The sequence below is a fragment of the Mangrovihabitans endophyticus genome (assembly GCF_014646155.1).
GTDB classification, from domain to species: Bacteria; Actinomycetota; Actinomycetes; order Mycobacteriales; family Micromonosporaceae; genus Actinoplanes; species Actinoplanes endophyticus.
This window is the reverse complement of the sequence record NZ_BMMX01000002.1, coordinates 129814-154173: the sequence shown is the minus strand read 5'-3', so window position 1 is coordinate 154173 and position 24360 is coordinate 129814. Positions and strand designations below refer to the sequence as shown.

Genomic DNA, 24360 nt, shown 5'->3' with positions numbered 1-24360 from the left:
AACGATGACCAGAATCGCCTTCCACCGCCCGGCCCGCATGTTGCTGCCCGAGCTGCCCAGCGACACCGTGATGCTGCCGGCACCGCCCGAAGAGCCGCAGGAGAACCCCTCCAACGGGGCGTGGAGCCTCGTCATGCCCCTGCTCAGCAGCGTGGGCATGGCCGCCTACATGGTCACCTTCGGACGTCCCGCGCTGATCATCATCGGGGTGCTCTTCTTCGTCACCTCGACCGGCGCGGTCATCGCCATGCGCATGCAGCAGCGCAGTGCCACCGGCAAGACCACCCGCAAACAACGGGCACGGTACCGCGCTCTGCTGGCCGTATCCCGCGACCGCGCCCGGGAGATGGCCTCGGCGCAGCGCGACGTCGCGGCGTTGCGACACCCGGAGCCCGCCCGGCTCTGGTTCATCGCCACCACGCGCCAGCGCGTCTGGGAACGACGGCAGAGTGACCCGGACTTCCTGCGGGTGCGGCTCGGCGTGGGTGCGGTACGACTGACCACGCCCCTGGAAGTCGACGGCGGCCTGGACCCGCTGACCGACTACGACTGGGAATCGCAGCAGGCCGTGAACCGGCTGCTCGAACAGATGGGCCGCGTCGAGCAGCAACCCATGGTCGCCGATGTGGGCGGCGCCGGCGTGATCAGTGTGGTGGGCGGTGCTTCGCGTACCGAACCGCTGGTTCGTGCGCTGCTCTGCCACATCGCCGTGCTGCACGCGCCCGACGACGTCACCATCGCGGTGGAGACCGGTGGTTCGCCGTCCTGGGACTGGGCGAAGTGGCTGCCGCACACCTTCGAGCCGAAGGTGCGCGGTGCGGCCGGCACCGTCTCGCTGGTGGCCGGGGAACCCGAACTGCTCGCCGGATTCCTCCAGGAGGAGCTACGTCAGCGGCTCGAACAGCAGAAGAACCGGCGCACGACGGCTTCCGCCGGCCGCGACGGCGCGCCACCGCAACGCCGCCTCGTCGTGGTGTTCGCGGGATTCGCCCCGTTCTCGGAGTGGGGCCGGTCCGAGCTGATGACGGCGTTGCTGATGGCCGCCGGCCCGCTCACCGGGCTCACACTCGTCTTCCTCACCGACCATGACAGCGGCGAGCCGGGCCGCGTCGATCTGCGGCTGCGCATCGACGGCCACGGCCGGATCGTGACCGAGGGACGCACCGAACTGATCACCGTTCCCGCTGCGGACTGCGCCCCGGAAGCGGTGACACCGGAGTTCGCCGAGCTGATCGCCCGAGCTGTGGCACCGTTGCGGCTCAGCGACGAACGCGAGCAGCTACTGGCCCGCGTGACCTCGCTGACGGAGATGGTGTTCGGCGTCGGTCCGGAGGATGCCGACGTGACGGCTCGCTGGGTGGGACCCGGCGACACGCGGCTGTTGCGCGCACCGATCGGCACCGACGGCGACGGTGACGTGGTGGTCCTGGACATCAAGGAGTCGGCACAGGGCGGCTCCGGCCCGCACGGGCTCATCGTCGGGGCCACCGGCTCCGGCAAGAGTGAGCTGCTGCGCACGCTGGTGACCGGGCTCGCCCTCACCCACCCGCCGGACCTGCTCAACTTCGTTCTGATCGACTTCAAGGGCGGAGCCGCGTTCGCGCCGCTGACCGGATTGCCGCACGTCGCCGGCCTGATCACCAACCTGGCCGACGACCTCGCCATGATCGATCGGGTGCTCGCCGCGCTGATGGGCGAGCAGCAACGCCGTCAGCGCATGCTGCGGGACGCGGGCAACGTCGACACCATCCGTGACTATCAGATGCGCCGGGCGGCCGGCGTCTCCGGCCCGGACGGGCGGCCGCTCGACCCGCTGCCCTACCTGATCATCATCGTGGACGAGTTCGGCGAGCTGCTTTCCGGACGACCCGATTTCGCCGAGCTGTTCACCCAGATCGGACGCGTCGGCCGAAGCCTCGGCATGCACCTGCTGATGGCCACCCAACGACTGGAAGAGGGAAAGCTGCGCGGTCTGGACTCCCACCTGTCGTACCGGATCTGCCTGCGCACGTTCAGCGCAGCGGAAAGCCGTTCGGTGATCGGCACGACGGACGCCTACCAGCTCCCGCCGATTCCGGGCTCGGCCTATCTCAAGGTCGACGAGTCCATCTACACGCGGCTGCGAGTCGCCCACGTATCCGCCCACTACGCCGCCCCCGAGACGCGCGGAGCAGCCGGGCACGAGACCACGCCGGTGGCCTTCCAGACGCGTACCACCACCGAACCGGTCGAGCAGGAGCCGGACGATGCGGCGCCGGCCACGCAGACCGGCCCGACCGAACTGCAGATCGTCGTGGAGAGGCTCGGCGCTGCTGCCGCGCCGGCCCACCAGGTGTGGCTCCCACCGTTGCCCACGACGATGGCGCTGGACCAGCTCCTGGGCCGGCCTGCGGTGCAGGAGGACAGGGGATTCGCCTCCAGCGTGTGGCCGCTCAGCGGCCGGCTCGCCGTGCCGCTGGGCATGCTCGACCTGCCGCTGCGTCAGCGGCAGGAGACGTTGGTGATGGACTTCGCCGGCGCTCACGGCCACCTGGCCGCGGTCGGCGCGCCGCGCACCGGGCGCAGCACGCTGCTGCGCACGATCATGATCTCCGCCATGCTCACGCACACCCCCGACGAGATGCAGTTCTACTGCATCGACTACGGCGGTGGCTCGCTCTACCCGCTCTGCGCCGCCCCGCACGTGGGCTCCGTCGCGGGCCGCACGGAGCCGGAGCTGGTCAGCCGCATTCTCGCCGAGATCCGCGCGCTGATCGTCGAGCGTGAGCGTCTCCTGCGCGGGCTGGGCATCGACTCCGTCGGCGACCTGCGGGCACGCCGCGCCGCGGGAACGTTGCCCGAGGGCACCCGCAGCGCGGACGTCTTCCTCCTCATCGACAACTGGGGCGCGCTGCGCACCGAATTCGAAGGCGCGGAACAGGTGGTGACCGAGATCGCCGCGCGTGGTCTGGGCGCCGGCATCCATCTCGTGCTCACCACCGGCCGGTGGATGGACATCCGGCCCGCGCTGCGCGACAGCATCGGCACCCGTATCGAGCTGCGCCTCAACGACCCGGCGGAGTCCGAGATCAACCGGCGTCTCGCCGCCGGCGTGCCGGCCGACGCCGCAGGCCGCGGCCTCGCCGCGCCGGGTGTCTTCTTCCACCTAGTGCTGCCCCGCGTGGACGGCAAGGATTCGGCGGACGGTCTGCGCGAGGCGCAGCAAGAGGTCGTGGCCACCGTGGCGCAAGAGTGGGCGGGCACTCGCGCACCGGAGATCCGGCTGCTGCCGCAGTATCTCGAGGTGCACGAACTGGACGCGCCGGCGGAGGAGACCGCGGTGCCGATCGGGGTGGACGAGGCGGGACTGGCCACCGTGTCACTGGATCTCGCCGGCACGGAACGGAACTTCCTCATCTACGGCGACGCCGGCTCCGGCAAGACCACCCTGCTGCGCACCATGCTGACCGGCCTCACGCAACGCCAATCCCCGTACGACATCCGGGTCGTGCTGTTCGACTACCGGCGCTCACTGCTCGACGTGGTACCGGCGGACCACCTCGGGGCGTACGCGGGCGACTCCGCCAGCGCCCAGACATACGTCCAACAGGTCGTGGACAAACTCCGGGAACGGCTGCCGCCGCCGGAAGTCAGCCCGGCCCAACTCCGTGCCCGTGACTGGTGGGAAGGCAGCGAAATCTACGTCGTGGCCGACGACTACGACCTGCTGACCACCGGCACCCCGGCGCTCAACCCGCTCGCCGAGTTCATCCCGCAGGCCCGCGAGGTCGGCTTGCATGTGATCCTCGCGCGACGGGTCACCGGCGCCGCCCGCGGCTTCGGTGACCAGATGACCGCCCGCATCCGCGACATGGGCAGCGCCGGGCTGATCCTGTCCGGGGATCACCGAGAAGGTGCCCTGATCGGTGACGAGCGGGCCGTCGAGCGTCCGCCGGGCCGCGGCGTGCTCGTCCAGCGGGGCCGGCCCAGCCGGCTCCTGCACGTGGCGACGACGCCCGTCACCGACCCGGCGTCATGAACCGGACCGCACCAGACCAACGCGAAAGGCGATCGCCATGGCTAGCCAGTTGAGCCGGATATCGGTCGTGGGTGACCGGAAACGCGTCGATCTCGCGGTGCCGTCCCGGACGATGATCGGTGAGTATGCCCCTCGGCTGGCCGAACTCTGCGGCCATGAGCCAACCGGGCCGATGTCGCCGGTCTGGTCGCTGGCCGCGGCGGACTCGCCGCCGTTCCCGTTGGACGCCAGCCTCAGCGATCTCGGGGTGGTCGATGGTGATGTGCTCTACCTGCGTGACACGGCCCGGGAACCCGGCGATGCTCCCGTGGTCAAGGATCTGGACGAGTTCGTGGCCGACGAGACGGCCCGGCAACGCCGCGCCAGCGGTCACCCCGGCCCGGTCGTCATCGCCTTCGGCCTGGTGTGGCTCGCCATCGCGGCGGCATACGCGGCGTGGCGAGCCGACGGCGGCACCGGCTCCGCCATCAGCTTGATCATCGCCGGCCTGGCGATGCTCGGCGCCGCCTGGGGTCTGCGTCAGCGTGAGACCGGCGTGCCCGAGGTGCTGGTGCATCTGGTGACGCTCACCTCCGTGCCCTGCCTCGCGGCGGCCGGAGCGCTCGTCGCCCAGGGGCTGGGCGGCGACACCTACGGTGGGATCGGGCTGACAGCCGGTGCCAACTTCGCGGTGCTGATGGCCCTCGCGGCCACCCCCTCCACGGTCCTCGCCGCCGTCGAGATCCCGTGCGCGATCGCCGCACTCGTCGCCACCCTCGCTGCCGGGCTGGCCGCGGACCGGATCGAGACCGCCGCCCTGGTCGCGGCGGCGAGCACCGGCCTGCTGGCGCTCAGCCGCCGCCTCGCCGCCACGGTGACCGCCTGGGGTGCGCGCCTGCCGACAACGCCGTCCGCCGCCGACACCACCGGCCGGCTGGTCGACCAGTCGAGCCGGATGCTCACGGTGGTGATAACCGGCCCGGCGGCCGCGCTGGCCGTGACACTGCCCATGCTGGCGTTGTCCGGCCGTCCCTTCGGGATCGCCGCTGCGTCGGTGGTCACCGTTGCGCTGCTTGCCCGGGCTCGGCAGGCCGCGTTCACCAACGAGTTGCTGGCCTCCGGCGGTGCGGCGATGGCCGGCATTCTCGGCCTCCTGGTCGCCGCCGCCGAACTGCTCGGCGGGGGAGCGCCCGGTGACACCCTGCTGCTCGCGGTTGGCCTGTCCGTCGTCGGGGCCGGGGTGGCGATGACCGTGTTGCTGCCCGGGCCCGCGGACTCCGGCGGCGGCCCGCGACCGCGGCGCCGCAGCCGGGCGGAGCCCATCGGGGTGGCGGCCAGCGTGATGATCGCGCCGGTGACGCTCGGCGTCTTCGGCGTCTTCGCTCACCTCGTCAGCGTGGGCAGGACGCTGTTCTGATCCGAGCCCGGCGGGTTGCCCTCCCGCGGTCAGCAGTCGAGGACGATGGCGGCGAACTCCCGCAACTCGGCCTGATGGTCGTCCATCGCCGCCGCGAACTCCCCGATCGCCTCCGCCATCTGCTGCTTCACCTGCGCCGACTTCGACTTCGGATACGACCGCGCCACCGCACCGAACCTGCCCTGCCGGATCAACCCCACCTGATCCAGCACCCACACCGTGAAATCCAGCCCAACGCGGTCCCGCTCCGCTGCTCCCGCCCCCGTCGCCTCCACCAACGACGCGAACTCTCCCAACGACGCCCCCGGATCCTCGCCATGACGACGCGCCATCTCACGGAACAACACCCGCGGACGCCGCTCGTCATCGGCGGCCACATAGTCCGGCACCACCGACGTCCCGAAAAAGTCGAACTGCGACAGCAACAACCGTGGCGCGCGAGCCTGCGGAACCCGCGCCACCGTCTCCGCCAGCCGGTTCATCACGGCCTGGGTACGCAGGACGGATGACGCGGAATGCGCGATCAGCCATTGTTGGTGCGCGTCGTCGGCCCAGGCGGCGCTGCCCACCACCTCACTGACCCGGTCCCTGGCCGGGGTGGACCGTGCCATCCGGGCGGCAGCGTCCAGCAGCCCGGCCGTGACGGCGGCCTCACCCTGCGCCACGGGCTCGTCGCCCACCGAGCGGCGCGCCACGAAACGGATGTCGAGCCCGGCGGGGATCTGATCGATCAGCGGCGCACCGGCGAGTACCGCCGACAATTCCGGCGGAGCCGCGCCCTCGACCACGACCGTCGGCACCGCCCCCGCGTCGCCGAGCTGTGCCAGCAGCACCGACAGATCCCGCAACAGCACCGGCGTCAGCGCATGCCCGAGCCGCCGGTCGACATAGATCACCGTTTGCCCCGTGCGCTGCTGCGCCGCGTCCGTCAGCCCTCGCGGCAGCGCTCGGGGCTTCTCCGCGTCGGAGAGCACGATGAGGTTGTCCACCGGCCGGGTTCGCCCGGCCAATGCCGACATGAGCCACGACGGAGCCGTCTGCAGGTCATCCTCGGTGACCGAAGCGTAGAGCTCCGGCCCGGCCGGCGGGCCGTCGGAACCGTGCTCGTCCGTGCGCTCGACCCAGGCGAATGTCCGCCGTCGTGGTGTCGCTTCTGCACCGCCTGCCCGTTCGCCGGGCGCGCGTGACGGGCCGGCGAGCCGATTCGTGGGCTCCGCAAACATCGCGGCCACGTCCGGCACGGCGCCGTCTGGCAGTCCGCGCCGAGTCCGGATCCGGTTCAGCTCGCCGCGCACCAGCTCGATCAGCCGGTCCCGGACCGCACCGGCCCGGCGCAGGCCGCTCTCGCCGCCGCCCTCGACCCGCACCCGAACCGGAACGCCGGAGGCGCCGCCATCGAGGGTTTGCCGCGCAACATGACCGGCCATCTGCAGCACGAACCGGGCGAACTCCCGCAAGTCGCCGGCAGCGTTCGCAGGCACCCCGCCACCCGGCGCGATGTCCACGGCCAACGGCGTCGCCTCGTCTCGGAAGACATGCGGAACCAGCCAGTCGGGGTGAACCGAGAACGTCGCTGTCATGTTCAGCGCGTCACTGTGCACCCCCGAGGTCGGTGCGAACGCTTGCGCCCACTCCTCACCGCCGTCGCTGTCCCGCCGGAAGACGAAGACGTTCTGCGCCTCCCACGGCTTGCGCCACGTGCCCGCGACGGGATAACCCACGGCCGGATCGACGTAGTGCCGTGCACCGACCGTACGGTGCAGCCATCGCGCCTGCGGAACGAAAGCCGACTCATGGGCGCGCACGGCAATGAGCCCACTGTGGTACCCCGGCCTCATCCAGACCAGCGAGTCGTTGCGCTGAACGGCGACGTACGACAACGCACCCCCGGCCTCGTATCGTTTGTATTCACCCACCCGTCGGCCGGCGTCGTCCATCGGGGCCACCGTCGGGGGGCGATGCTCCGGGACCGACAGCGCTGCTGTGGTCGGTACGGACAACCGTTCGCTTTTCGCCGCGACATCGACGACGCCTTCGATCAGGCGGCGCAGATGGTCGCCGTCGATACGCTGGGTCGGGTGCGGAGGCACCAGCGCGACGAGAAAGTCGACGATGTGCTTGACGACGGTTTCCACCAGTTGCTCGGCGATGCCCCACGCATCGGGTTCGCCGGCGATCTGTTCGATGACGGTCTTGAGAAACGACGGATCGGTGAGCTTGGCCCGGATCGTCGGCCCGATGCCTGCCCAGACGTCACGACCATAATCCCGGAGGCGCTCCGCGGCCGTGCTGCCGTCCAGGCGGTGATGCTCGGTGGCCTCGGCGAGACGCGCGTCCAGGTACGCGGAGATGGCTGCGTTCACCGCGGGCGGGATCAACGGCCACGCGGGCCACAGACTGCCTCCGGCCGCGCCGGCGACCCGCAGCAGCAGGTCGACACCTTGCTTGTAGGACTCGATGAGCCTGCCGGCGATCAGATCCGGATTCTCGTCCATCCGCACCAGCGCCTCGCCCGTGCTGTGCCGGCGCAGATAGTCCGAACGCTGCCACTTCTCCCAGGCTTTCAACGCTGCTTGCACGGAGGCGCTGCCGATGAGCGCCGCAGCCGCCGGAGCGGTGGCGAAACCGCTGAAGGCAGTGGCGTTCGCGGCGATGTCCAAGGCGAGCCCGACGTATTGCATCCCCACGCCGACGCGTTCCCGGACCTTCGTCATCTGGCCCGCGACAACCGCTTTGACCGCGGCGTCCGTGATCAATCTCTGCATGACGCGGGCGACCGTTTCGGCGGCGACACTGAAGTCGCCGACGGCCTCGACGAGTTGCTCGCGTGCCTGCGACCGGCTCGGGCCGGCCGGACGCTTGTACCGGCTCCGCGCGGAGTCCAATTCTGCGATGCTGCGGCGGACCTTCGCCTGGGCGAGGGCGATGGTCAATTTCGCATCGACATCCTGGGCGAAGCTCTGCCGAGCCAGCCTCTTGAGATCGTCCTTCAGCGTATGAGCCTGGACGGTCTTGGTCGCTGCAAGAGCATGCAGATCCGCGTTCACCGATTGCGATATCGACAGGTCGGACAACAACGTGGACGCCCGCCGTACCTCGACGACCGGCGACTCGATGTTTCCGCTGATCAAGTAGTCGACCCGCGGCAGTGGATTCTCGACGCTCGCGTTGCGCGACTCGTCATACTCAGTGAGCTCGGTGACGAGCGTGTCCATCGCCGCGTGCGCCTGATCGTAGGTGGCGGCGAGCGACTTCAGATCGGCGGTGGACGCAGCGGCCGTACGGGAGAAGGCGTTCCATACTTCGCGGGCGGTGAGCCGTGCCTGCCGGACCCGCTCGGCGGACTGGATGCCCGCAGGGGTGCCGGAACCGTGACGAGCGTCGCCGAGCAGGTCGTCCACGGCTCGGAGCTGTCGCGTGACGGCAGCATGATGGTGTTGGACGGCCGCGCGCAGATGCGCATGAATTCGTTGCGCGGCCACTGAATCGGACGCATGGGCGTCCACCATCGCCCAAGCATCGGCGAGCGCTGCCGGGGTGGCATCGGTGTCGATGCGAGCCATGCCGACGTAGACATCGGTGCCGGTGAGCTGATGCAGGAAGTCCTCTTCGAGGCCGGTCCAGGCGGCGACATCGGCGAGGGTGATGGTGCCGGGCAGCAGGTGGATCTGGTCGACCAGGCCGTCCCAGTCCGACGTCCGGGCCAGGGCGGTGAGGTTGTCGACGAGGTCGAGGGGTAGGGGCTCGGTGTCGTCGTCCGCGACGGCGGCGCCCGTCATGTCGAAGTCGTCGCCGGGCGTGTACCGGTCCGCGATCTGCCACGGCGGTTCCTGGTCCAGCGCGTCGATGTCCATTCCGGACTCGAAGCTGTCCTCGGCGGCCGCGTCGTCGGCCTGCGGCACCACGGCGCCGGCAAGTCCCGCCAGCTCGGGAAGGAGGTTCTCCACGGTCGGCGCGCCGGCGCCGAAGTACCTCTCCAACTCGGGGTGCCTGATCCTGGCCCCGCCGATCCGGAAGTCCCCTGGTTGCGGGTAGCGCCCCCGCTTCCCGGCCGCCTTGATCTGCGCGTACCACCGGGTGACGGTGGAGTCCTCGGTCCCGAGGGCGGCGGAAATGGTCTCGCTCGTCACGCCGGCCCGGCGGAGTTGTTCGACGAGTTTGAGCGGATTGTCGACCGGATTGCGGAACGCGGCTCGCAGACCGGTGACTTCCGCCAGGCTCAGCGGCCTGCTTCTCTGCCACGGGTACCGGCGGGTGCGGTCCGGCCACTGCCGCTGCCGGTCGTTGACGAGCCAGCCGCGGATCGCGTCGAATGAGACGGAGAGGACCCCGCCCATCTGGGCGAAGGAGACAAGCTCGCTCCTCTGCCGGTGCAGCACATCGGCGAAATCGTCGGGAAAATACTCCCGTCGAAAATGGGCTCGTTGCAGTTCGGCGGCTCCGTCGTAACCGTGCTGAAAAGCAGTGGAAGCCGTTCGAAGGTGGCCGACGACGACGGCTGAGGTTCCCATGACATGGGCGAGCGTGGCGCTGTTCTTGCGTGCGTTGTCCGGCGTGTTGAGAAGGCCGAAGAAGTCGGCCATGCGCCCGTTCCCGGCGTTGGCGTACGCGGCTTTGAGCGCCTCTCGACCCGTCGCGTCCAGGCTCTCGGCCTTGCCTTGCGCAACGTGCTTGCGAACGATGCTGGAGGCGAAATCGGCGTTGCGGTGCAGGGCCGCCGAGATGACCGCGGCGGCGACCGGAACCTCTGCCTGAATGGTGTGCTCGACGATGAGGTCTTCGAGAGGCTCCTTGTTTCCAAGGGCGTACTCGCGGTCGGCGTCGAAGAGATCCGCCAGGAGGCCGGCGGGAATCCGCTGCCGGGCTTCCTCGGAAGTGATCCTCGCTCGGCCGAGGCGGTATCGGGTGCCCGGTGGCAGATGTTCGGTGGCGGGCCGGTCGCCGCCGGTCAGCAGGGCGTGCAGGGAGGGGAGGGGATTCTGCGGGCCGGAGGGGCGGGCGAGCTGCTGCAGTTGGTGGTGGAGCTGGTCGTAGAGGATGGCGACGGTGGTCAGGTCGACGGTGGGCGACGCGGTGGTGAAGTGGTCCCAGAGGGCCCGGGCGGCGGCGGTTTCGGGAGCCGCAGCGGCCTGGGCCCCAGCCGTGTGCAGGTAGGTGTGAACGGCCTCGCGGTAGCCGGTGGCGGCGTTGCGCAGGCCGGTGTCGTACTGCTGCCGTCGCTCAGCGCTCAGGCCGGGCTCGGTGAGAAGCCGCAAGGCGTCGGCCAGGGCTCGGGGAGCAGCGGTCCCGGTACGCACCATGCCGACATAGGTGTCCGCGGTGGTGAGCCGGTGAAGGAAGTCTTCTTCCAGGCCGGTCCAGGCGGCGACGTCGGCGATGGTGACGCCGGCGGGCAGGCGGTGGATCTGGTCGATGAGGCCGTCCCAGTCGGACGTTCTCGCCAGGGCGGTGACGCGGTCGACGACGTCGAGCGGCAGCGAGTTGTCGAGCCCGGCGGCGTCGACGGTGGTGCTGCCGACCGTCTCGATCTCGTAGCCGGCCGGGTATTGGGCAGCGATCTGCCATGGTGGTGTCTGATCGAGGGCGTCAAGGTCGATGGCGGTATCCGAGTCCACCTCGGATACCGCATCGACGCCCACGTCGTGCCCGGTTTCGGTGCCGGGCTCTTGGATCAGGGGGTCGTCGCCGATGTGCGCCAGCAGGAAGTCACGGTAGTCGTCGTCGATGTGCGCATCGCCGAACGGGTCGAAGACGTCGGTGGGAGCGGTGGGGGCCGCACCGCCGGCCGGGCCGAGTTCGTCGCCGAACTGGGCTGCCAGTTCCGGGAGCAGATGGGCGACGGTCGCCTCGCCGTCACCGTCGTAGCTCTCCAGCACCGGGTGCCGTGGCCGGATCTTTCCCGGTCGGGAGTCGATGATGGCGAGCAACCGGCCGTGCCGGTCGTACCCGGCCGAGGCCAGCGCGCGGTACCACCCGTGAACCACGGTGTTGGCGATCCCGAGGGCGTCGGCGATCCTGGCGGCGGAGACGCCGGCGCGACGGTACTGGTCGACGATCTCGAGCACGTCCTGGCCGCGGTCCCGCAACGCGGTGCGCAGCCGGGCGATCTCGGCGACCGAGAGAACCCTGGTCTTCTGCCACGGGTATTTGCGTGTGCCGTCCGGGTGCTGCTGAGGGGCCCGAAGACCTCTGAACAGAGACTCGATTGCGCGCGGCGTTAGGGAGAGAGCCGCGGCAACCCGCGCGTAGCTGACGTTGTCGGCTCGGTGCCTGGTGAGTGCGTCAGCGAGTTCGGCGGGAAAATAATCCCGGCGGAAATACGCGCGTTGCAGATCGGCCGCCCCGGTGAGTCCCTCCTCGAACGCGGCGGCAGCCGCCCGCAGCTTGGCAGCCTGATTTTCGATGGTTCCGAAGATGTTTCCCAGCGCCGCATTGCTGATGGCCCGGTTGTCCGGCCTGTTGAGCAGGTCGAAGAATTCCCTCATCCGCCCGGTGCCGGAAGCGTCGTAAGCAGCCTTGAGCGCCCTTTTCCGCTCCGGGTCCAGGCTCGCGGCATCGCCCACAGCCCGGTGAGCTCTGATGATGCGCCCGGCGAAGCCGAGGTCCCTGCCGACGGCCGCCGACATCACCTCCCCGGGGATGCGTCCGTCACCGGTGGCGTGGCGCAGGATCAGGTCGGTGAGGGGCTGCTTGACTCCCCGGATGTAGGAGTCGTTCGCGGTGCGGAACTCGTGCAGCACCTCGGCGGGAATCTGGGTGTTGGCAGCTTCGATGTCCCGGGGTTGCGGCCGCCGGCCGCCGTAGTGGTGGGCGCCGGGTGGGAGGAGGTGGGTGTTCGGCGTGGTGGTAGGTGGGGGCAGGGGGCGCTCGTGACGGGTGCCGGTGTACAGGCGCGCGCGCAGATCGGTAGTGGCGTCGAGGGGCGGTTGGTCGTGCGTCGTGTAGGGCCGGCGGGGGGTGTCGGGATTGATCCATTGGACGGTGCCGTCACCGGTGTTCACGGCGATGTAAAGGTGGCCGGTGCCGCCGTCGGTGGCCGGTCCGGCGTCGGGGCGGTTCACGGCGATGAAGGCGATGCTGCGGTCGGCGGCGGCGATGGCGGTGTGGATGTCGTGCCAGTCGCGGGCGGGCGGCCAGGTGCGGGGCGGTCCCCACTGGCTGTGCAGGGGGTGCGGGGTGAGGTGATCGTCGGTGGTGGCCGTGGCGTCGGGCCGGGTCGGATCGGGGTGCAGGGGTTGGTGATCGAAGTGAAGGTCGCGCACGGCGGCGGCGACGGCGAGGCACCAGACCGGGACGGCGTCGGTGGCCGGCGGGGCGGCGGCTAGCAGCGCCGCTGCTTTCTCTCCGACCAGGGCGCGCACCGAGCCCGCGGTGAAATCGACGGTGGAGGTCAGTGGCGTCAGCCGGATGGTCTCCGGGCGCAGCGGCAAGAGCACAGGCTGCCCGGACGGGTCTACCACGGCGACTCCGTCACGGGCGCCGACAACGAAGAACTCGGCGGTGCCCCCCTCTGCCGTCCCCACCGTCAATGACGACAGCGCACCGGCCCGGACGCCGTCCAGCAACATCAATAATCCGGCGTATCCGGACGCCGCAACCGATGCCCCCGGCACCACCGCGGTACCCGCCGCCGCGAGCGCCGCCGCACGAAGATCCCGCCGCCGGTGCACGACGGCGGCGGGAAGACCCACCTCCACACCTCCGGCACGCAGACGCATCTGCCCCGACATCGGCGCAAACAACAGCCCCCCACCAGACGCCGACGGCTCGCCCGGCAACCGATGCCGGGCGGGCAGCACCCGCACCCCCGAGGCCCGCTCCGGCGACACAACCCGATGCCGACCATCAATCGGCAACAACCGCACATCCGCCGCATCCACCAGATCAGCCCGCCGCGGCAAATCCACATACAACCCGTGCACCGCTGTACGCGCCACCACCTCGGCCAGACTGATCGTCGCGGCCTGCCCCGGCTCCAACACCTCCACCATCCGGGCCACCACGCCCGGATCCTCACGCCACAACGCATCCCTGACCGCGACCGCACCCAGCGACCCCGGCCCGAAATGGACCTGCACCACGCCCCGCACCGCGGACGCCCGCACCACCCACCCCGGCGGCACACCCGCTGGATCCGGCGACAACCACCGACCCGACCGCACCACCACCATGCCGTCCAGACACACCGGAGGCCGCCGCTCCACCATCAACACCCCTTCGAACAGATTGCCGGTGCCAGGAATCAGTGACAGTCGGTGATCCAGTCCAGAATGCTCTGCACCGTGTCGGCCCGTTCGGGCCAATGGGCCTGATAACTCTTGGCCAGTCCGAGCAGCACGACCCGATCTTGTCCGGTGAAGCAGTCTCCGGCTTCCCGGAGCCGATCCGTGAGCCACTCGGCCGTCAACGGTGTGGTCGCGGCGGCCGTGGGCACCGCGGGTGGATCGGCGCTGGAGACCAGTTCGTTGAGCGCGGCAATCACGCTGGCGTACCCGCGCAGGACCTCGCGGTCGCCGGGTTGCCGATGGGCCCGCTCCGCGTCGAGTTCCCCCTTCGCTCGCATCAGGGTCAGCAGATCGTCCGGGGTCAGGGTGCCGCCGACCACGTGACCGACCAGCGCTCGTAGCCAGATGGTCGCCGCGGGCAGGCTGCCGGCTGCCTCCGCCTCGGCCGTGAGGGGCCGGTCGGTGAGGTATCCGAAGAGGAAGTCGACGCTGGGCTCTCGCTCCTGGGGGACGACCGGATCGGTGGGGAATTGCTGCGCGGCCGTCGCATCGGGCTGCGCCACGGACGAGGCGGGCGCGTCGATTCCGGTACGCACCAGAAGCTCGAAGGCGGTGATGGTGCGGTCCTCGAACCGCACCGGTAGATCATGACGGCCGGCGATGTCGCTCGCGGCGGCACGATAGGCGGAAAGCGACTCCAGGGTCATCGGGTCGCGGAACGTTTCCGCATGTTGTTGGTATCGGAGCTGTGCCTCCGGCCACGTCGGTGCGAACACGAGTTCGCGCAGCGGTTCGGGAAGCACCGGTGGTGGCGTCGCTCCGGCGTGCGCGGTCTCCCACACGCCGTTGCCGAGGGCCTGGTAAACCTCCTCGAACGAGCCGCCGGGCGCTCGCACGGCAAAGGTTCCCACGTCGGCGCCCGCGCGGGCGGAGACGACGGACGCGCCGAGGCTCAGCGCCAGCGATTCGAGCTCCGGAGCGGTCTCGGTCAGGAACGCGATGCGTGCCGTGTCCGTCCGCGCCAGCGTCGCGGTGAACCGTTCCGCGAGTCCGCGCTGCAGAACCTTCCGGCTGAAGTAGCGGTTTCCGACGGGATCGAAGTCCTTGAGGATTTCGTGCCGCACCTTCACCGCGATGATGGTCGCGGGTCCGGTGTACGCCTCCAGGCTTGAGGCGTTGGCCGCGTATTTTCCGTCCTGGTACCAGGCTCCGACCAGGACGGTGTGGTCGGACAGCCGGGTGGTGCCCGCCGCCGGGACGTGCGCCGGTTCTGCCGCCGCAGGTGTCTGCCGTTTCGGTGTGTAGGCGTTGTTGTCGGCATCGATCAGCAACGCCGTGGTGTCGGCTTGTTCGAGCAGGGCTGCCAGCGGACTTTCGTCGCCGTCCAGCGACGGGATGCCGTCCACGGTCGTGACGAGGCGCGCCGGCGAGACGGACTCGGCGCCCGGGCGCGGATCCAGCCATCGCAGCTCACCTGCGGGATCGCGGTAGAGCCAGAACCACGCCGGTGAACGGTCGGCCAGCCATCCGTGAGCCAGCATGGCCGACGCGTTCCCGTGGTCGAATTCGCCGGCCAGCACCGCGGGCTCGATGCGCTGGAAAGTGCCCCGCAAGGCGCCTTCCAAGGTCGCTGGCGTGACCGGCGCGAGGGACGACAACAGCTCCTCCGCAACGGACAGGCCCGGCAGATTGCCCTGCAGCGCGTACGGGACGGCGAGGTGAACGGCCAGGTCGGAGCCCGGCGCGGACCGGGGGAGTGCGGAAAGCAGAGCCGGCGACGGCCCCTGAGCGGTGACGGCGTCGATGAGCCGCTGCCAGTGACGGTGCTGTTCCGCGGCCGAGTCCGACACCAACCGGTGTCCCGCCGCTTGGCCGGGGGTGGTCCGCTGCGCGTCGGTGGTCACCGGGATGTGCCGGTGCGCCGCGTCCCCCGGGAGGGCCGCCGGATCCGGTACGTGCACCGGGATGCCGAGCTGCCGCTGCGACTCGATCAGGTGGTGGCCCTCGTGCACGAGGGCGGTGGTGACCGGGTCGAAAACCACGGCGACCGCATCGACTCCGCTGGCCCGCAGATGCTCCAGGTATCTGCGGATACCTGGACTCGACACGTCAATCGACGCCACGAACACCGACACGTCACCGGGAACCGAGGTCTGCACGGCGAGATCGGCCAGCCGCTGGTGGTCGATGGTGGCGGTCGACGCGGTGCTGATCAGGTACTGGCGGGCGCCGATCTGGAGCGGATACTCGTCGCACTCATCCAGTGCCGACATGCGAACTTCCTCTCCGTAGTGATCCGTCACCGGCCGGACCGCCCGTTTCGCGGCGCAGAACCGGAAGGACGTCTGCGCCGAGCATGTCGATCTGCTCCAGCACCACCGCCAGGGGCAGACCGCCGTGGTCGATGGCGAACAACTGGCGTTGGTAGTCCCCCGCGTATTCGCGGAATCCGAGCACACCGTCGATGACTTGTTGCGGGCTTCCCACCACGAGGGGTGCCGACGCCATCGCCTCGTCCAGCGAGGCGCCGCCGTACCCGGACGAGGCGTGGAAGTACGGCCGGAAGTCGCGGACGGCGTCCTGACTGTTGGCGCGCACGAAGACGTGGCCGCCGAGCCCGACAACGGCCTGGTCGGCGCTACCGTGGCCGTGATGGGCGTACCGGTCCCGAAAGACCGCCACGATCCGGCGGGTGTGCTCGCGCGGCCAGAAGCTGTTCATGGCGAAGAACCCGTCGCCGTGCATCGCGGCCAGCTCAGCGGTTTCGCGGCTGTGCGTCGAACCGTGCCATACGAACGGTGGCGTGCCGTCCAGCGGGCGCGGCGTCGACGTGACGGAATCCACCGGGGAGCGGAATGATCCCTGCCAGGTGACCGGCTGCTCATCCCATAGCCGGCGGAGCAGGTCGTAGTTCTCGGCGGCCAGCCGCGCACCATCTTCGGGGTTGCGGCCGAAGAGACGATAGCCGTTCAGGTCGACGCCGCGGCCGAGCATGACATCCATCCGGCCGTTGGCGAGGAGCTGGAGCGTCGCATAGTCCTCGGCGAGGCGGACCGGGTCGTTGGTGGTGACCAGCGTGGTCGCCGTCGACAAGGTCACGGTGTGGGTGGTGGCCGCCAGATGGGCCAGCACCGGCACCGGCGAGGACACCGCGTACGGCGGCGTGTGGTGCTCGCCGAGGGCGAAGACGTCGAATCCGGATTGCTCCGCGGCGTGCGCGATCCGCAGCAAACCGGCGATGCGCTCCCGGCCGCCGGGCGACCGTCCGGTCACCGGATCGGGCCGGCAGTCGCCGACGCTGTAGACACCGAACTGCATCCGCGATTGCTCCCCTCTGTTCGACGTCTTCGCCGATCACCGACTCGGCTGCGGACTCAGGGCTTCTTGGTGTAGACGGCCACGTAATCGACCTTCATCGCGTGCCCACTGGCGGTCCGTGCGGTAGGCCCTCCACCGAAGGCGTTCGGGAAGCTGCCGCCGATGGCCAGGTCGAAGATGATGAAGAAGCCGTGGTGCACCGCCTGGTTCCAGGTGGCAGCGCCGACCCGGTTGGCCTTGACGGTGAAGTAGTTCGTGCCGTCGCGGTACCACCGGATCTCCTCCGGGGAGACGGACCGGTCGATGCGCACCGCGTAGGTGTGATAGCCGGCCTGGCAACCGCGGCAGGGCCGTTCGCCACTGCCCACACCGGTGGACTCGTTGCAGGGCCCGCCCGGATTGACACCGCAGTGCATGGTGCCGAACACCGAGCTACGACCGTTGATGTCCTCCATGATGTCGACCTCACCCGAGGCAGGCCAGGTCGTGCCGGTACGCACGGTGGAACCCAGCATCCAGAACGCCGGCCAGTAGCCGGCCCCGTTGGCGGCCTTCACATCGGGCTGCTTGATGGAGGCCTTGACCAGCAGGACGCCCCCGGCGGGCGCCTTGAAGCCGTCCTCGCGAGTCTCGATGCGCCCGGAGGTCCAGCCGCTCGCTGGATCGCTGCCGTGATGCAGCGCCTTGAGCACGAGATGACCCGAACCGTCGCGGTACACGTTCTTGGTGCTCTTGGTCATGGTCTCGATCTCACCGGTGCCGAAGCTGCTGCCCGGACCCGTGTCGTACTTCCAGAGATCGGTGCTGACGCCGGAACCGGAGCGGCCGGTGAAGTTGCTGTGCCAGGTCAGATCGAAACCGTGCGGTGGCGCCGGTGCGCCGCCCGCCGCCACGGTCGCCGCATCGGCGCCGGTCGTGACGGCGGCGGCGACCACGGTGGCAGTTCCGAGGACAAGCGCCGACAGGCCGGCGCGGACGAACCGGCGGCGTATGTTCTTCGTGCGGGGCAAGGGAGCGAAAAGCGGCATGGGCGGACCATAGGGGCATCCATTCGCCGCCTGGCCGATCTTGGGACCAAAGTGCTTTGTGCTTACCCGTACCCCTCCTGCGATCTTGACCTGTCCGCGGTAGGGCCGTCGATGCTGGGCGGGTCGCCAACACCGGACCGGCCGTGCCTGACCGGGGCCGGCCGGCCCGGCCGGCAAGCACGGCTCTTCGAGGAAGGAACTGCTCGCATCATGGACATCGCACACGGTGTCGTGGAAAAGGTCGACGTCCACTTCGACGACTTGGACAGCTTCGGCACGCTGCACCATTGCCGGTACGCGTTGCTCGTCGAGCGGGCGTGGGTCAATCACTGGAGGTCGGAGGGTATTGCCTTCGCCAATGAATGGACCTTCCTCCCGGACGACGGCCACAGCGTGGTGCGCGAGATGGGGATCGCCTATGACCTGCCGATCGTGGTGCCGGGCACGTATGCGGTGCATCTGTGGCTGGACAAACTCGGCACGACGTCGGCCGTGCACGGCTTCCGCATCTGTTCCGTCGGCGGCGAGGTGGTCCACGCTCGGGGGGCCCGCACCCTGGTCCGCCTTGATGCGCAGACCCGGTTGCCTGCCCCGTGGCCGGCCAACGTGCGTGCCGCCAGCGAGCGCATTCTCCTGGGAACCGACGCCGTCGCCGGCGTCGCGCCCGCGTCGCGGACCTTGATGACGGAGGACTTGGCATGACCGGAACACCGCAGAGTTTCGCCCACGTCGGCATAACCGTCGGCGACCTCGATGCCGCCGTCGCATTCTGGCACGACGTCCTGGGCTTCAGCCCGGTGGTGGAAAGCGTGGTCTCCGAAGGGCCCGAGATCGACGCCATCACCGGCGTCCAGGGCGCCCGCACGAGAGTGACCGTCCTGGCGCGGGCGAACCAGATGGTGGAGCTGCTGGAATACGAGAAGCCAGCGGCCCGGGAGCGTTACGCCCCGAGGCCGTGCGACATCGGCTCGATCCATGTCGCGGTCGACGTCGACGACATCGAGACGGCAGTAGCTGCCGGTGGCCGCCATGGCTGGACGACGCGCGCACCGGTCGTGCAGATGTCAGCCGGGCCGCTGACCGGCGTCCGCGTCGTCTACCTCTGGGGTCCGGACGGAACCGCGGTGGAGCTGATGCAGCATCCGGATCGAGAATGAGCCGAGCGGCACGACGTGCGCCGAAACCAACAGGGCGACCTCTGCTCGGGCGACATCCGCGGCCCGTGGGCGGCCAACGACGACGAGGCGCGCGATGGGCGTGTGCCGGCTCCGACTGCCTCCTGGTGTACCGACCGCCCAGCCAGGAAGGCGCGTTGAACTCAGCAGCGCAGCGGCGGGGCCCCGCACGGGGGCGGCGGATCCTCGGGCTCTCGCACGAAGAAGGTCGTGGTGGTCGGGCCTTCCACCTCGGGTGGAGGGTCCGAGGGGACGAAGACCAGTGGATTGTTCACGGCGTAACAGCCCACCGCGCCGGTCGTGCTGGTGCTCAGCGCGACGTGTGCCTCGCCTCGCCGGTCGATCATCACGGTGGCCTTGGCCCGGTAGCGCTGCGTCCCACAGCCTGAGTAGAGATGCAGATCGGCCCGCTCGGACGGCGGGAAACCGCCGAGGTATATGTCGACAGTGGTTCCCGCGGTGGCCTGCCGGGGATGCACCCAGATCCGCGGTTTCGTGGCCCTCACCACCTGGAACTCGGTGGTCGCGGTCGTCCGACCCTGGGTGGCGCGGACGCGGTACCGGCCGATCACGGCACCCGGAGGAACGGGGTGGAAGAGCCCTTCGAATTCGCTGAACGGGCCGGGCATGACGGCCCGCTCCGCGGCACCGTTCGGATCGGTGAACACCAGCGACACGTCGTGGTCCCGGTCAAAGTTCTCGAAACAGAGCACCGGCACGCTCGGAACCTCGATGACGTACTTCCACAGCAGGATCCGCGGGACGGTGGAGCCGGAAGAATCGCACGACGGCCCGCCACCCAGGAAGAGATTGAGCTGGGCAGGCACGCCGGCGGGCGCCGTCGCGTCTTGCTGGAGCAGTTCGTCGAGAGAGGCGGACTGCACGGGGACGGTGGCCGGCGGAGACGAGCCGGGCGGGCCGGGCGGGCCGGGCGGCACCGTGCGGCCGGGACCGGCTCCGTGGGCGGGACCGGCTCCGTGGGCGGCCCTGCGGGAGGACTTCGACGACGACGGCGTCGCGGTTGGTGACGATGAGCCGAAAGCAAGGTCGGCCGGGGCAGCCGCCGTCGGCGAGGGATCCGGCTGGACCGGAGACGGGGGATCGGTGCCGATCGGCGCGGGCGGCGCGGACGCGGTGCCCCCGTCGCTCGGCGGACGACTCGCCGGTCGCTGCGAGTCGTCGGCGAGCCAGATCGACACGGTCGTCACGCTGGCGACGACAGCGATCAGCGGGACCGCGGCGCGGCGGGTCAGGAGCCGGACGGTCACGGTTAGCCTCCGGTGCGGCGGATGCGAGCCTCGACATCCCTCGCCTGGGCCGCCGCGCCGGAGGCCGCGTACACGTCTCTGAGGTTGTGCAGGAAGATCTGCTCCCGGTCGCGGATCGTCGGCCGGTCGACACCGATCCGGCTGAGCAGGCCGAGCGCCTCCTCGTAGGCCACCGCAGCCCGGTCGTAGCGCTGGGACGACCACGCTGTCAACGCCTGACCGGCTCGCGCCTCCGCCGCCAGCCGCATCGCCTGCCGCCCGGTCTCGCCCCGCAGACCCGCGATCGCCTGGGCCCGCAGCACAGCGGCGTACTCGGCGTCCGCCGCGGCCCAATGATCACCGTCGTGGAGACGGCTGAGGCTCTGGTAGGTGAGCCCGAGCCCCAGCCGAGCCTTCATCTGCTGCAACATGCTCGCCGGGACGGCCAGCGCCGACTCGTACAACCCGAGCGCCTGTCGCAGCCCGGCGGGATCGCGGGCGGAGCCGGCCCGCAGCGCCTCGGCCAGGCCGATCTTGGCCCGCGCGTACCCGGGATTCGCCGTCAGCGCCCGCTGGAAGACCCGCGCCGCCTCGGCATACCGGGCGGTCCGCCCGACCGCGTTGCCCAGCATCAGCAGGACCACCTCGGCCCGGATCGCGTTCCTGAGCGCCGAGAACCCCGTGTCGGCCGTACGGAAATAGTGCTCCGCCCCCGGATAGTCGTCCAGCGCGTAGCGCCCCAGCCCCCGGACGAACGACACCACCGCCTGCACGTAGCGCACCGCGTCGCCGATGAGCTGGCGGTTCACCTCGAGGTTGCCGCGGATCACATCGGCCGGCTCGGTCAGGTTGATCTCGTGGCGGCCGACCAGCTCCGGGGTCTCGCTGAACAGCCGATCGGTCAGCACCACGTCGATCGTCAGGGTCCAGAGATCCCCGGCCATCCGCAGACCACCGGTGAGGACGACGTCGGCGCCGTGCTCCGCTCCCGCGTGAGCCAGCAGGTCCGGAGCGACCGGACGGACGCCGGACGGGCCCCGCACTGCGACGATCGGCTCGGCTCCCGCCCATTGCGTGAGGTCCCGGGCGAGTGTCGCCTCCAGCGCGGACAGCCCCCGAAAAGGCACAACGAGGACGTTGAACAGCCCGTTCATCGGTGCCGGGGCGGGCGGACGGGCCGCGGCGCCGGCCATTGTGGCCATCGTGAGCAGCGCCAGTGCGACGAGCGCGGCCGGTACGGCTGCTCCCCGCCACGCCCGGCGTGGAGCAACACGCGTGGGCGGGGGAGCGGGCTCGGGCATCGGGGGCGGCGGACGGTATGACTTGTCCCGCGCGGAGGCGACCTCCCACGCATGGTGCCACCGGGGCAGGACGGTGTCGATCTCGGCCGCCCGATCGGCGTGGCGCAGGCAGGCGGTCACGTACCCTCGGGTCGTCTCCCAGCTCGGCAGGCGACGACCCGCAGCCGCGCTGGAGAGCGACGCGAAGCTGCAGTGCGCGAGCGCGCTCATCGCGCGGTAGGGCGGCTCTCCGCACTCGTGCCGCAGCTTTCGAAGCCGGGAAGCGAAGGCGGCCCGGTGCTCCGGAAGCGCGGAATCCATGATGGACTCCTTGCGCCCCGGCCGTCGAACGTCCCCCGTCCTGGCCATCGACGAGATTCTAGCTGTCATGAACCGTTCTCAGTGTGCCCATACCGCAGCGCCATCGTGTAGGCGCGGGCTCTTCTTCCGTTTATCTATTGAAATGTAACAATGCATGCCAGGTTCGCGTGACGAATGCGCGGCGCACGGCGGGAGATGCGCTGTGGTGCGGTATGCCGGTGACTCGCCGGCTGCGCGCCGCGAGTACCACGCCGAGCTGGTGGGCCGGGACTGCCTGCTGCGTGCCACCGGGCTGGCCGATTCGCTGATCTTCGACGGTGCGTCGCTGCTCACCATTCCGCAGATGCGCGGCTCGATGATCGGGCACGCGGCGACGGTGACCGCCTGTGCGGCGGCGCCGCGGCTGGTCGTCGGCGATCACTCCCGGGTCGAGACCGTCCCCGTCATGGCGCAGGACAGCATCCTGGCGACACACAACCATGTCCATTGGTAGTAGTTGTGCTACCGTCGGCCGACAGTCTCCATGAAGGAGGAAGCTGGATGAGACAGGACGGCGATCTGCGCGAGCAGACCCGGAACGCCGAAGCGGGCGGCGGGACGGTGATCGACGTCCATGACCTGCGCATGAGGTACGGCTCGACGGACGTTCTCCAGGGCATCGACTTCAGCGTGAGCCGGGGCGAGGTCATCGGCCTGCTCGGTCCCAACGGCGCGGGGAAGACCACGACCATCGAGATCCTGGAAGGCTTCCGGATGCGCTCGGCGGGCAAGGTCAGCGTGCTCGGCGCCGACCCCGCCCAGGGGGACGAAGCGTGGCGGGCGCGCATCGGCGTGGTCCTGCAGTCCTGGCGCGACCACGCACAGTGGAAGGTCCGCGAGCTGCTGAACCACATCGGCCGGTACTACGCCGGCTATGCCACCCCCGACCGGCCCCGCCCGTACGCCACCGACGAACTGATCGAGACGGTCGGCCTGACCGAGAACGCCGACAAACGCATCGCCGCGCTCTCCGGCGGCCAGCGGCGCCGCCTCGATGTGGCGGTCGGCCTGGTGGGTCGGCCCGAGCTGCTGTTCCTGGACGAGCCCACGGTCGGTTTCGACCCGCAGGCCCGGCGCGACTTCCACGATCTGGTGCATCGCCTGTCCGACATGGAAGACACGACCATCCTGCTGACCACCCACGACCTCGACGAGGCCGAGAAACTGGCCGACCGCATCCTGATCCTGGCCGACGGGCGCATCGTCGCCGAGGGCAGCGCCGACGAGCTCACCCGTCACTTCTCCCGCGACGCCGAGGTGCGCTGGAGCCGAGGCGGGAAGCAGTTCGTCCATCCGACCGACGACGCCACACACTACGTGCGCGACCTGCTCAACCAGCACGGCGGCGAGATCGCCGACCTGGAGATCCGGCGGGCCAGCCTGGAGGACGCCTACATGGCGCTGGTGCAGCAGCACGAGACCGGCCGCGGCAAGGCAGCCACCAATTTCGAGGAGGCCACGGGATGAGCCCCGACGCGTACGCCGTTCGCCTGGGCGCCGACCGCGGCCTGATCGAGTTCCGGCACATGCTGGTCAGCGTGCCGGAGATGACCTGGACCGTGCTGATCAACATTGCCTTCATCACGGTGTTGTTCTTCCAGCGTGACTCCCGCATCGAGGGCACGTCGCTGGCGGCGCTGACGCTGCCGAGCATCCTGGGCATGCTGGTGGCCCAGGGCGGCTTCATGGGCGTTGCGGGAAAGTTGGCCACCGACCGTGAGGACGGCACCCTGCTGCGGGCGAGAGCCGTTCCCAACGGCGTGTTCGGCTACCTGGTCTCGCAGCTAACGCTGGCCACCATCGTCACCGTGTTCAACATCGCGATCATCTTCATCGCCGGGTTGCTCCTCCTCGACGGGGTCGCGCCCGACGGCGTCGGCGACTGGCTGACGCTGCTGTGGGTGATCGCGCTCGGGCTGCTGGCCACGGTGCCGCTGGGCGCGATCGCCGGTGGGCTGGTCAAGAGCGCCGCCTCCAGCTTCGGGCTGACCTTCCTCAGCATCTCCGTCCTCATCGCCATCTCCGGGATCTTCTATCCGATCACCGGGCTCCCCGGGTGGCTGCAAGGGATCGGCCAGGTGTTCCCCATATACTGGCTCGGCCTGGGCATGCGCTCGGCTCTGCTGGACGACGCGGCCGCCGCCGCCGAACTCGGCGGCGGATGGCGAACCGTCGAGACGGCCGTCGTGCTCGCCGTGTGGGCGGTGGTCGGGATGTTCCTCGCCCTCGGCGTGCTGCGCCGGATGGCGCGTGGCGAATCCGGCTCGGTCGTGGAGGCCCGCAGGGAACGCGCTCTGCAGCGGGGCTATTGAC

Annotated in this window: 13 protein-coding genes; 7 read left to right on the top strand and 6 right to left on the bottom strand. The window is 70.0% G+C overall.

Features of this window, described 5'->3' with window-relative positions; all coding sequences use genetic code 11:
- Positions 1-4: 4 nt before the first annotated feature.
- Positions 5-4018, top strand: coding sequence for a type VII secretion protein EccCb (gene eccCb / locus IEY73_RS05450; RefSeq protein WP_189077967.1), 4014 nt, complete (start codon positions 5-7; stop codon positions 4016-4018).
- A 37-nt stretch (positions 4019-4055) separates the two neighbouring features.
- The gene (gene eccD / locus IEY73_RS05445; RefSeq protein WP_189077966.1) at positions 4056-5414 is read left to right on the top strand and encodes a type VII secretion integral membrane protein EccD; all 1359 of its coding nucleotides are present in this window, start codon (positions 4056-4058) and stop codon (positions 5412-5414) included.
- 29 nt (positions 5415-5443) lie between these two features.
- Here eccD and IEY73_RS05440 read toward each other — a convergent pair whose 3' ends face one another.
- From IEY73_RS05440 to IEY73_RS05425, 4 genes are read right to left on the bottom strand one after another with little or no spacing between them, the layout of a single operon-like run.
- Positions 5444-13621, bottom strand: coding sequence for a hypothetical protein (locus tag IEY73_RS05440; RefSeq protein WP_189077965.1), 8178 nt, complete (start codon positions 13619-13621; stop codon positions 5444-5446).
- A 35-nt stretch (positions 13622-13656) separates the two neighbouring features.
- Positions 13657-15912 carry a hypothetical protein gene (locus IEY73_RS05435; protein ID WP_189077964.1) on the bottom strand — a complete coding sequence of 752 codons (2256 nt, stop codon included), beginning with the start codon at positions 15910-15912 and terminating at the stop codon, positions 13657-13659.
- The gene (locus tag IEY73_RS05430) at positions 15896-16957 is read right to left on the bottom strand and encodes a CE1758 family FMN-dependent luciferase-like monooxygenase (protein WP_189077963.1); all 1062 of its coding nucleotides are present in this window, start codon (positions 16955-16957) and stop codon (positions 15896-15898) included. The genes IEY73_RS05435 and IEY73_RS05430 overlap by 17 nt, the downstream gene beginning before the upstream one ends.
- A 56-nt stretch (positions 16958-17013) precedes the next feature.
- Positions 17014-17985 carry a glycoside hydrolase family 16 protein gene (locus IEY73_RS05425; protein ID WP_189077962.1) on the bottom strand — a complete coding sequence of 324 codons (972 nt, stop codon included), beginning with the start codon at positions 17983-17985 and terminating at the stop codon, positions 17014-17016.
- A 210-nt stretch (positions 17986-18195) separates the two neighbouring features.
- Here IEY73_RS05425 and IEY73_RS05420 point away from each other — a divergent pair, with 210 nt between their 5' ends.
- Positions 18196-18687, top strand: coding sequence for an acyl-CoA thioesterase (locus IEY73_RS05420; RefSeq protein WP_189077961.1), 492 nt, complete (start codon positions 18196-18198; stop codon positions 18685-18687).
- The gene (locus IEY73_RS05415) at positions 18684-19142 is read left to right on the top strand and encodes a VOC family protein (protein ID WP_189077960.1); all 459 of its coding nucleotides are present in this window, start codon (positions 18684-18686) and stop codon (positions 19140-19142) included. Before IEY73_RS05420 ends, IEY73_RS05415 begins: the two co-directional genes overlap by 4 nt.
- 161 nt (positions 19143-19303) lie before the next feature.
- Here IEY73_RS05415 and IEY73_RS05410 read toward each other — a convergent pair whose 3' ends face one another.
- Both IEY73_RS05410 and IEY73_RS05405 read right to left on the bottom strand, forming a co-directional pair.
- Positions 19304-20428: a hypothetical protein gene (locus IEY73_RS05410; protein ID WP_189077959.1), complete on the bottom strand. Its 1125-nt coding sequence runs from the start codon at positions 20426-20428 to the stop codon at positions 19304-19306.
- 2 nt (positions 20429-20430) lie between these two features.
- The gene (locus IEY73_RS05405; protein ID WP_189077958.1) at positions 20431-22008 is read right to left on the bottom strand and encodes a tetratricopeptide repeat protein; all 1578 of its coding nucleotides are present in this window, start codon (positions 22006-22008) and stop codon (positions 20431-20433) included.
- A 202-nt stretch (positions 22009-22210) separates the two neighbouring features.
- Here IEY73_RS05405 and IEY73_RS05400 point away from each other — a divergent pair, with 202 nt between their 5' ends.
- The 3 genes from IEY73_RS05400 to IEY73_RS05390 are packed head-to-tail and all read left to right on the top strand — an operon-like array spanning position 22211 to position 24359.
- Positions 22211-22501 (top strand): hypothetical protein, encoded by a 291-nt coding sequence (locus IEY73_RS05400; protein ID WP_189077957.1) that lies wholly within the window; start codon positions 22211-22213, stop codon positions 22499-22501.
- A 47-nt stretch (positions 22502-22548) separates the two neighbouring features.
- Positions 22549-23514, top strand: a complete 966-nt coding sequence (locus IEY73_RS05395) for an ABC transporter ATP-binding protein (RefSeq protein ID WP_229715558.1) — start codon at positions 22549-22551, stop codon at positions 23512-23514.
- On the top strand, positions 23511-24359 hold the full coding sequence (locus tag IEY73_RS05390; RefSeq protein WP_189077956.1) for an ABC transporter permease: 849 nt from the start codon (positions 23511-23513) through the stop codon (positions 24357-24359). The genes IEY73_RS05395 and IEY73_RS05390 overlap by 4 nt, the downstream gene beginning before the upstream one ends.
- Position 24360 lies beyond the last annotated feature (1 nt).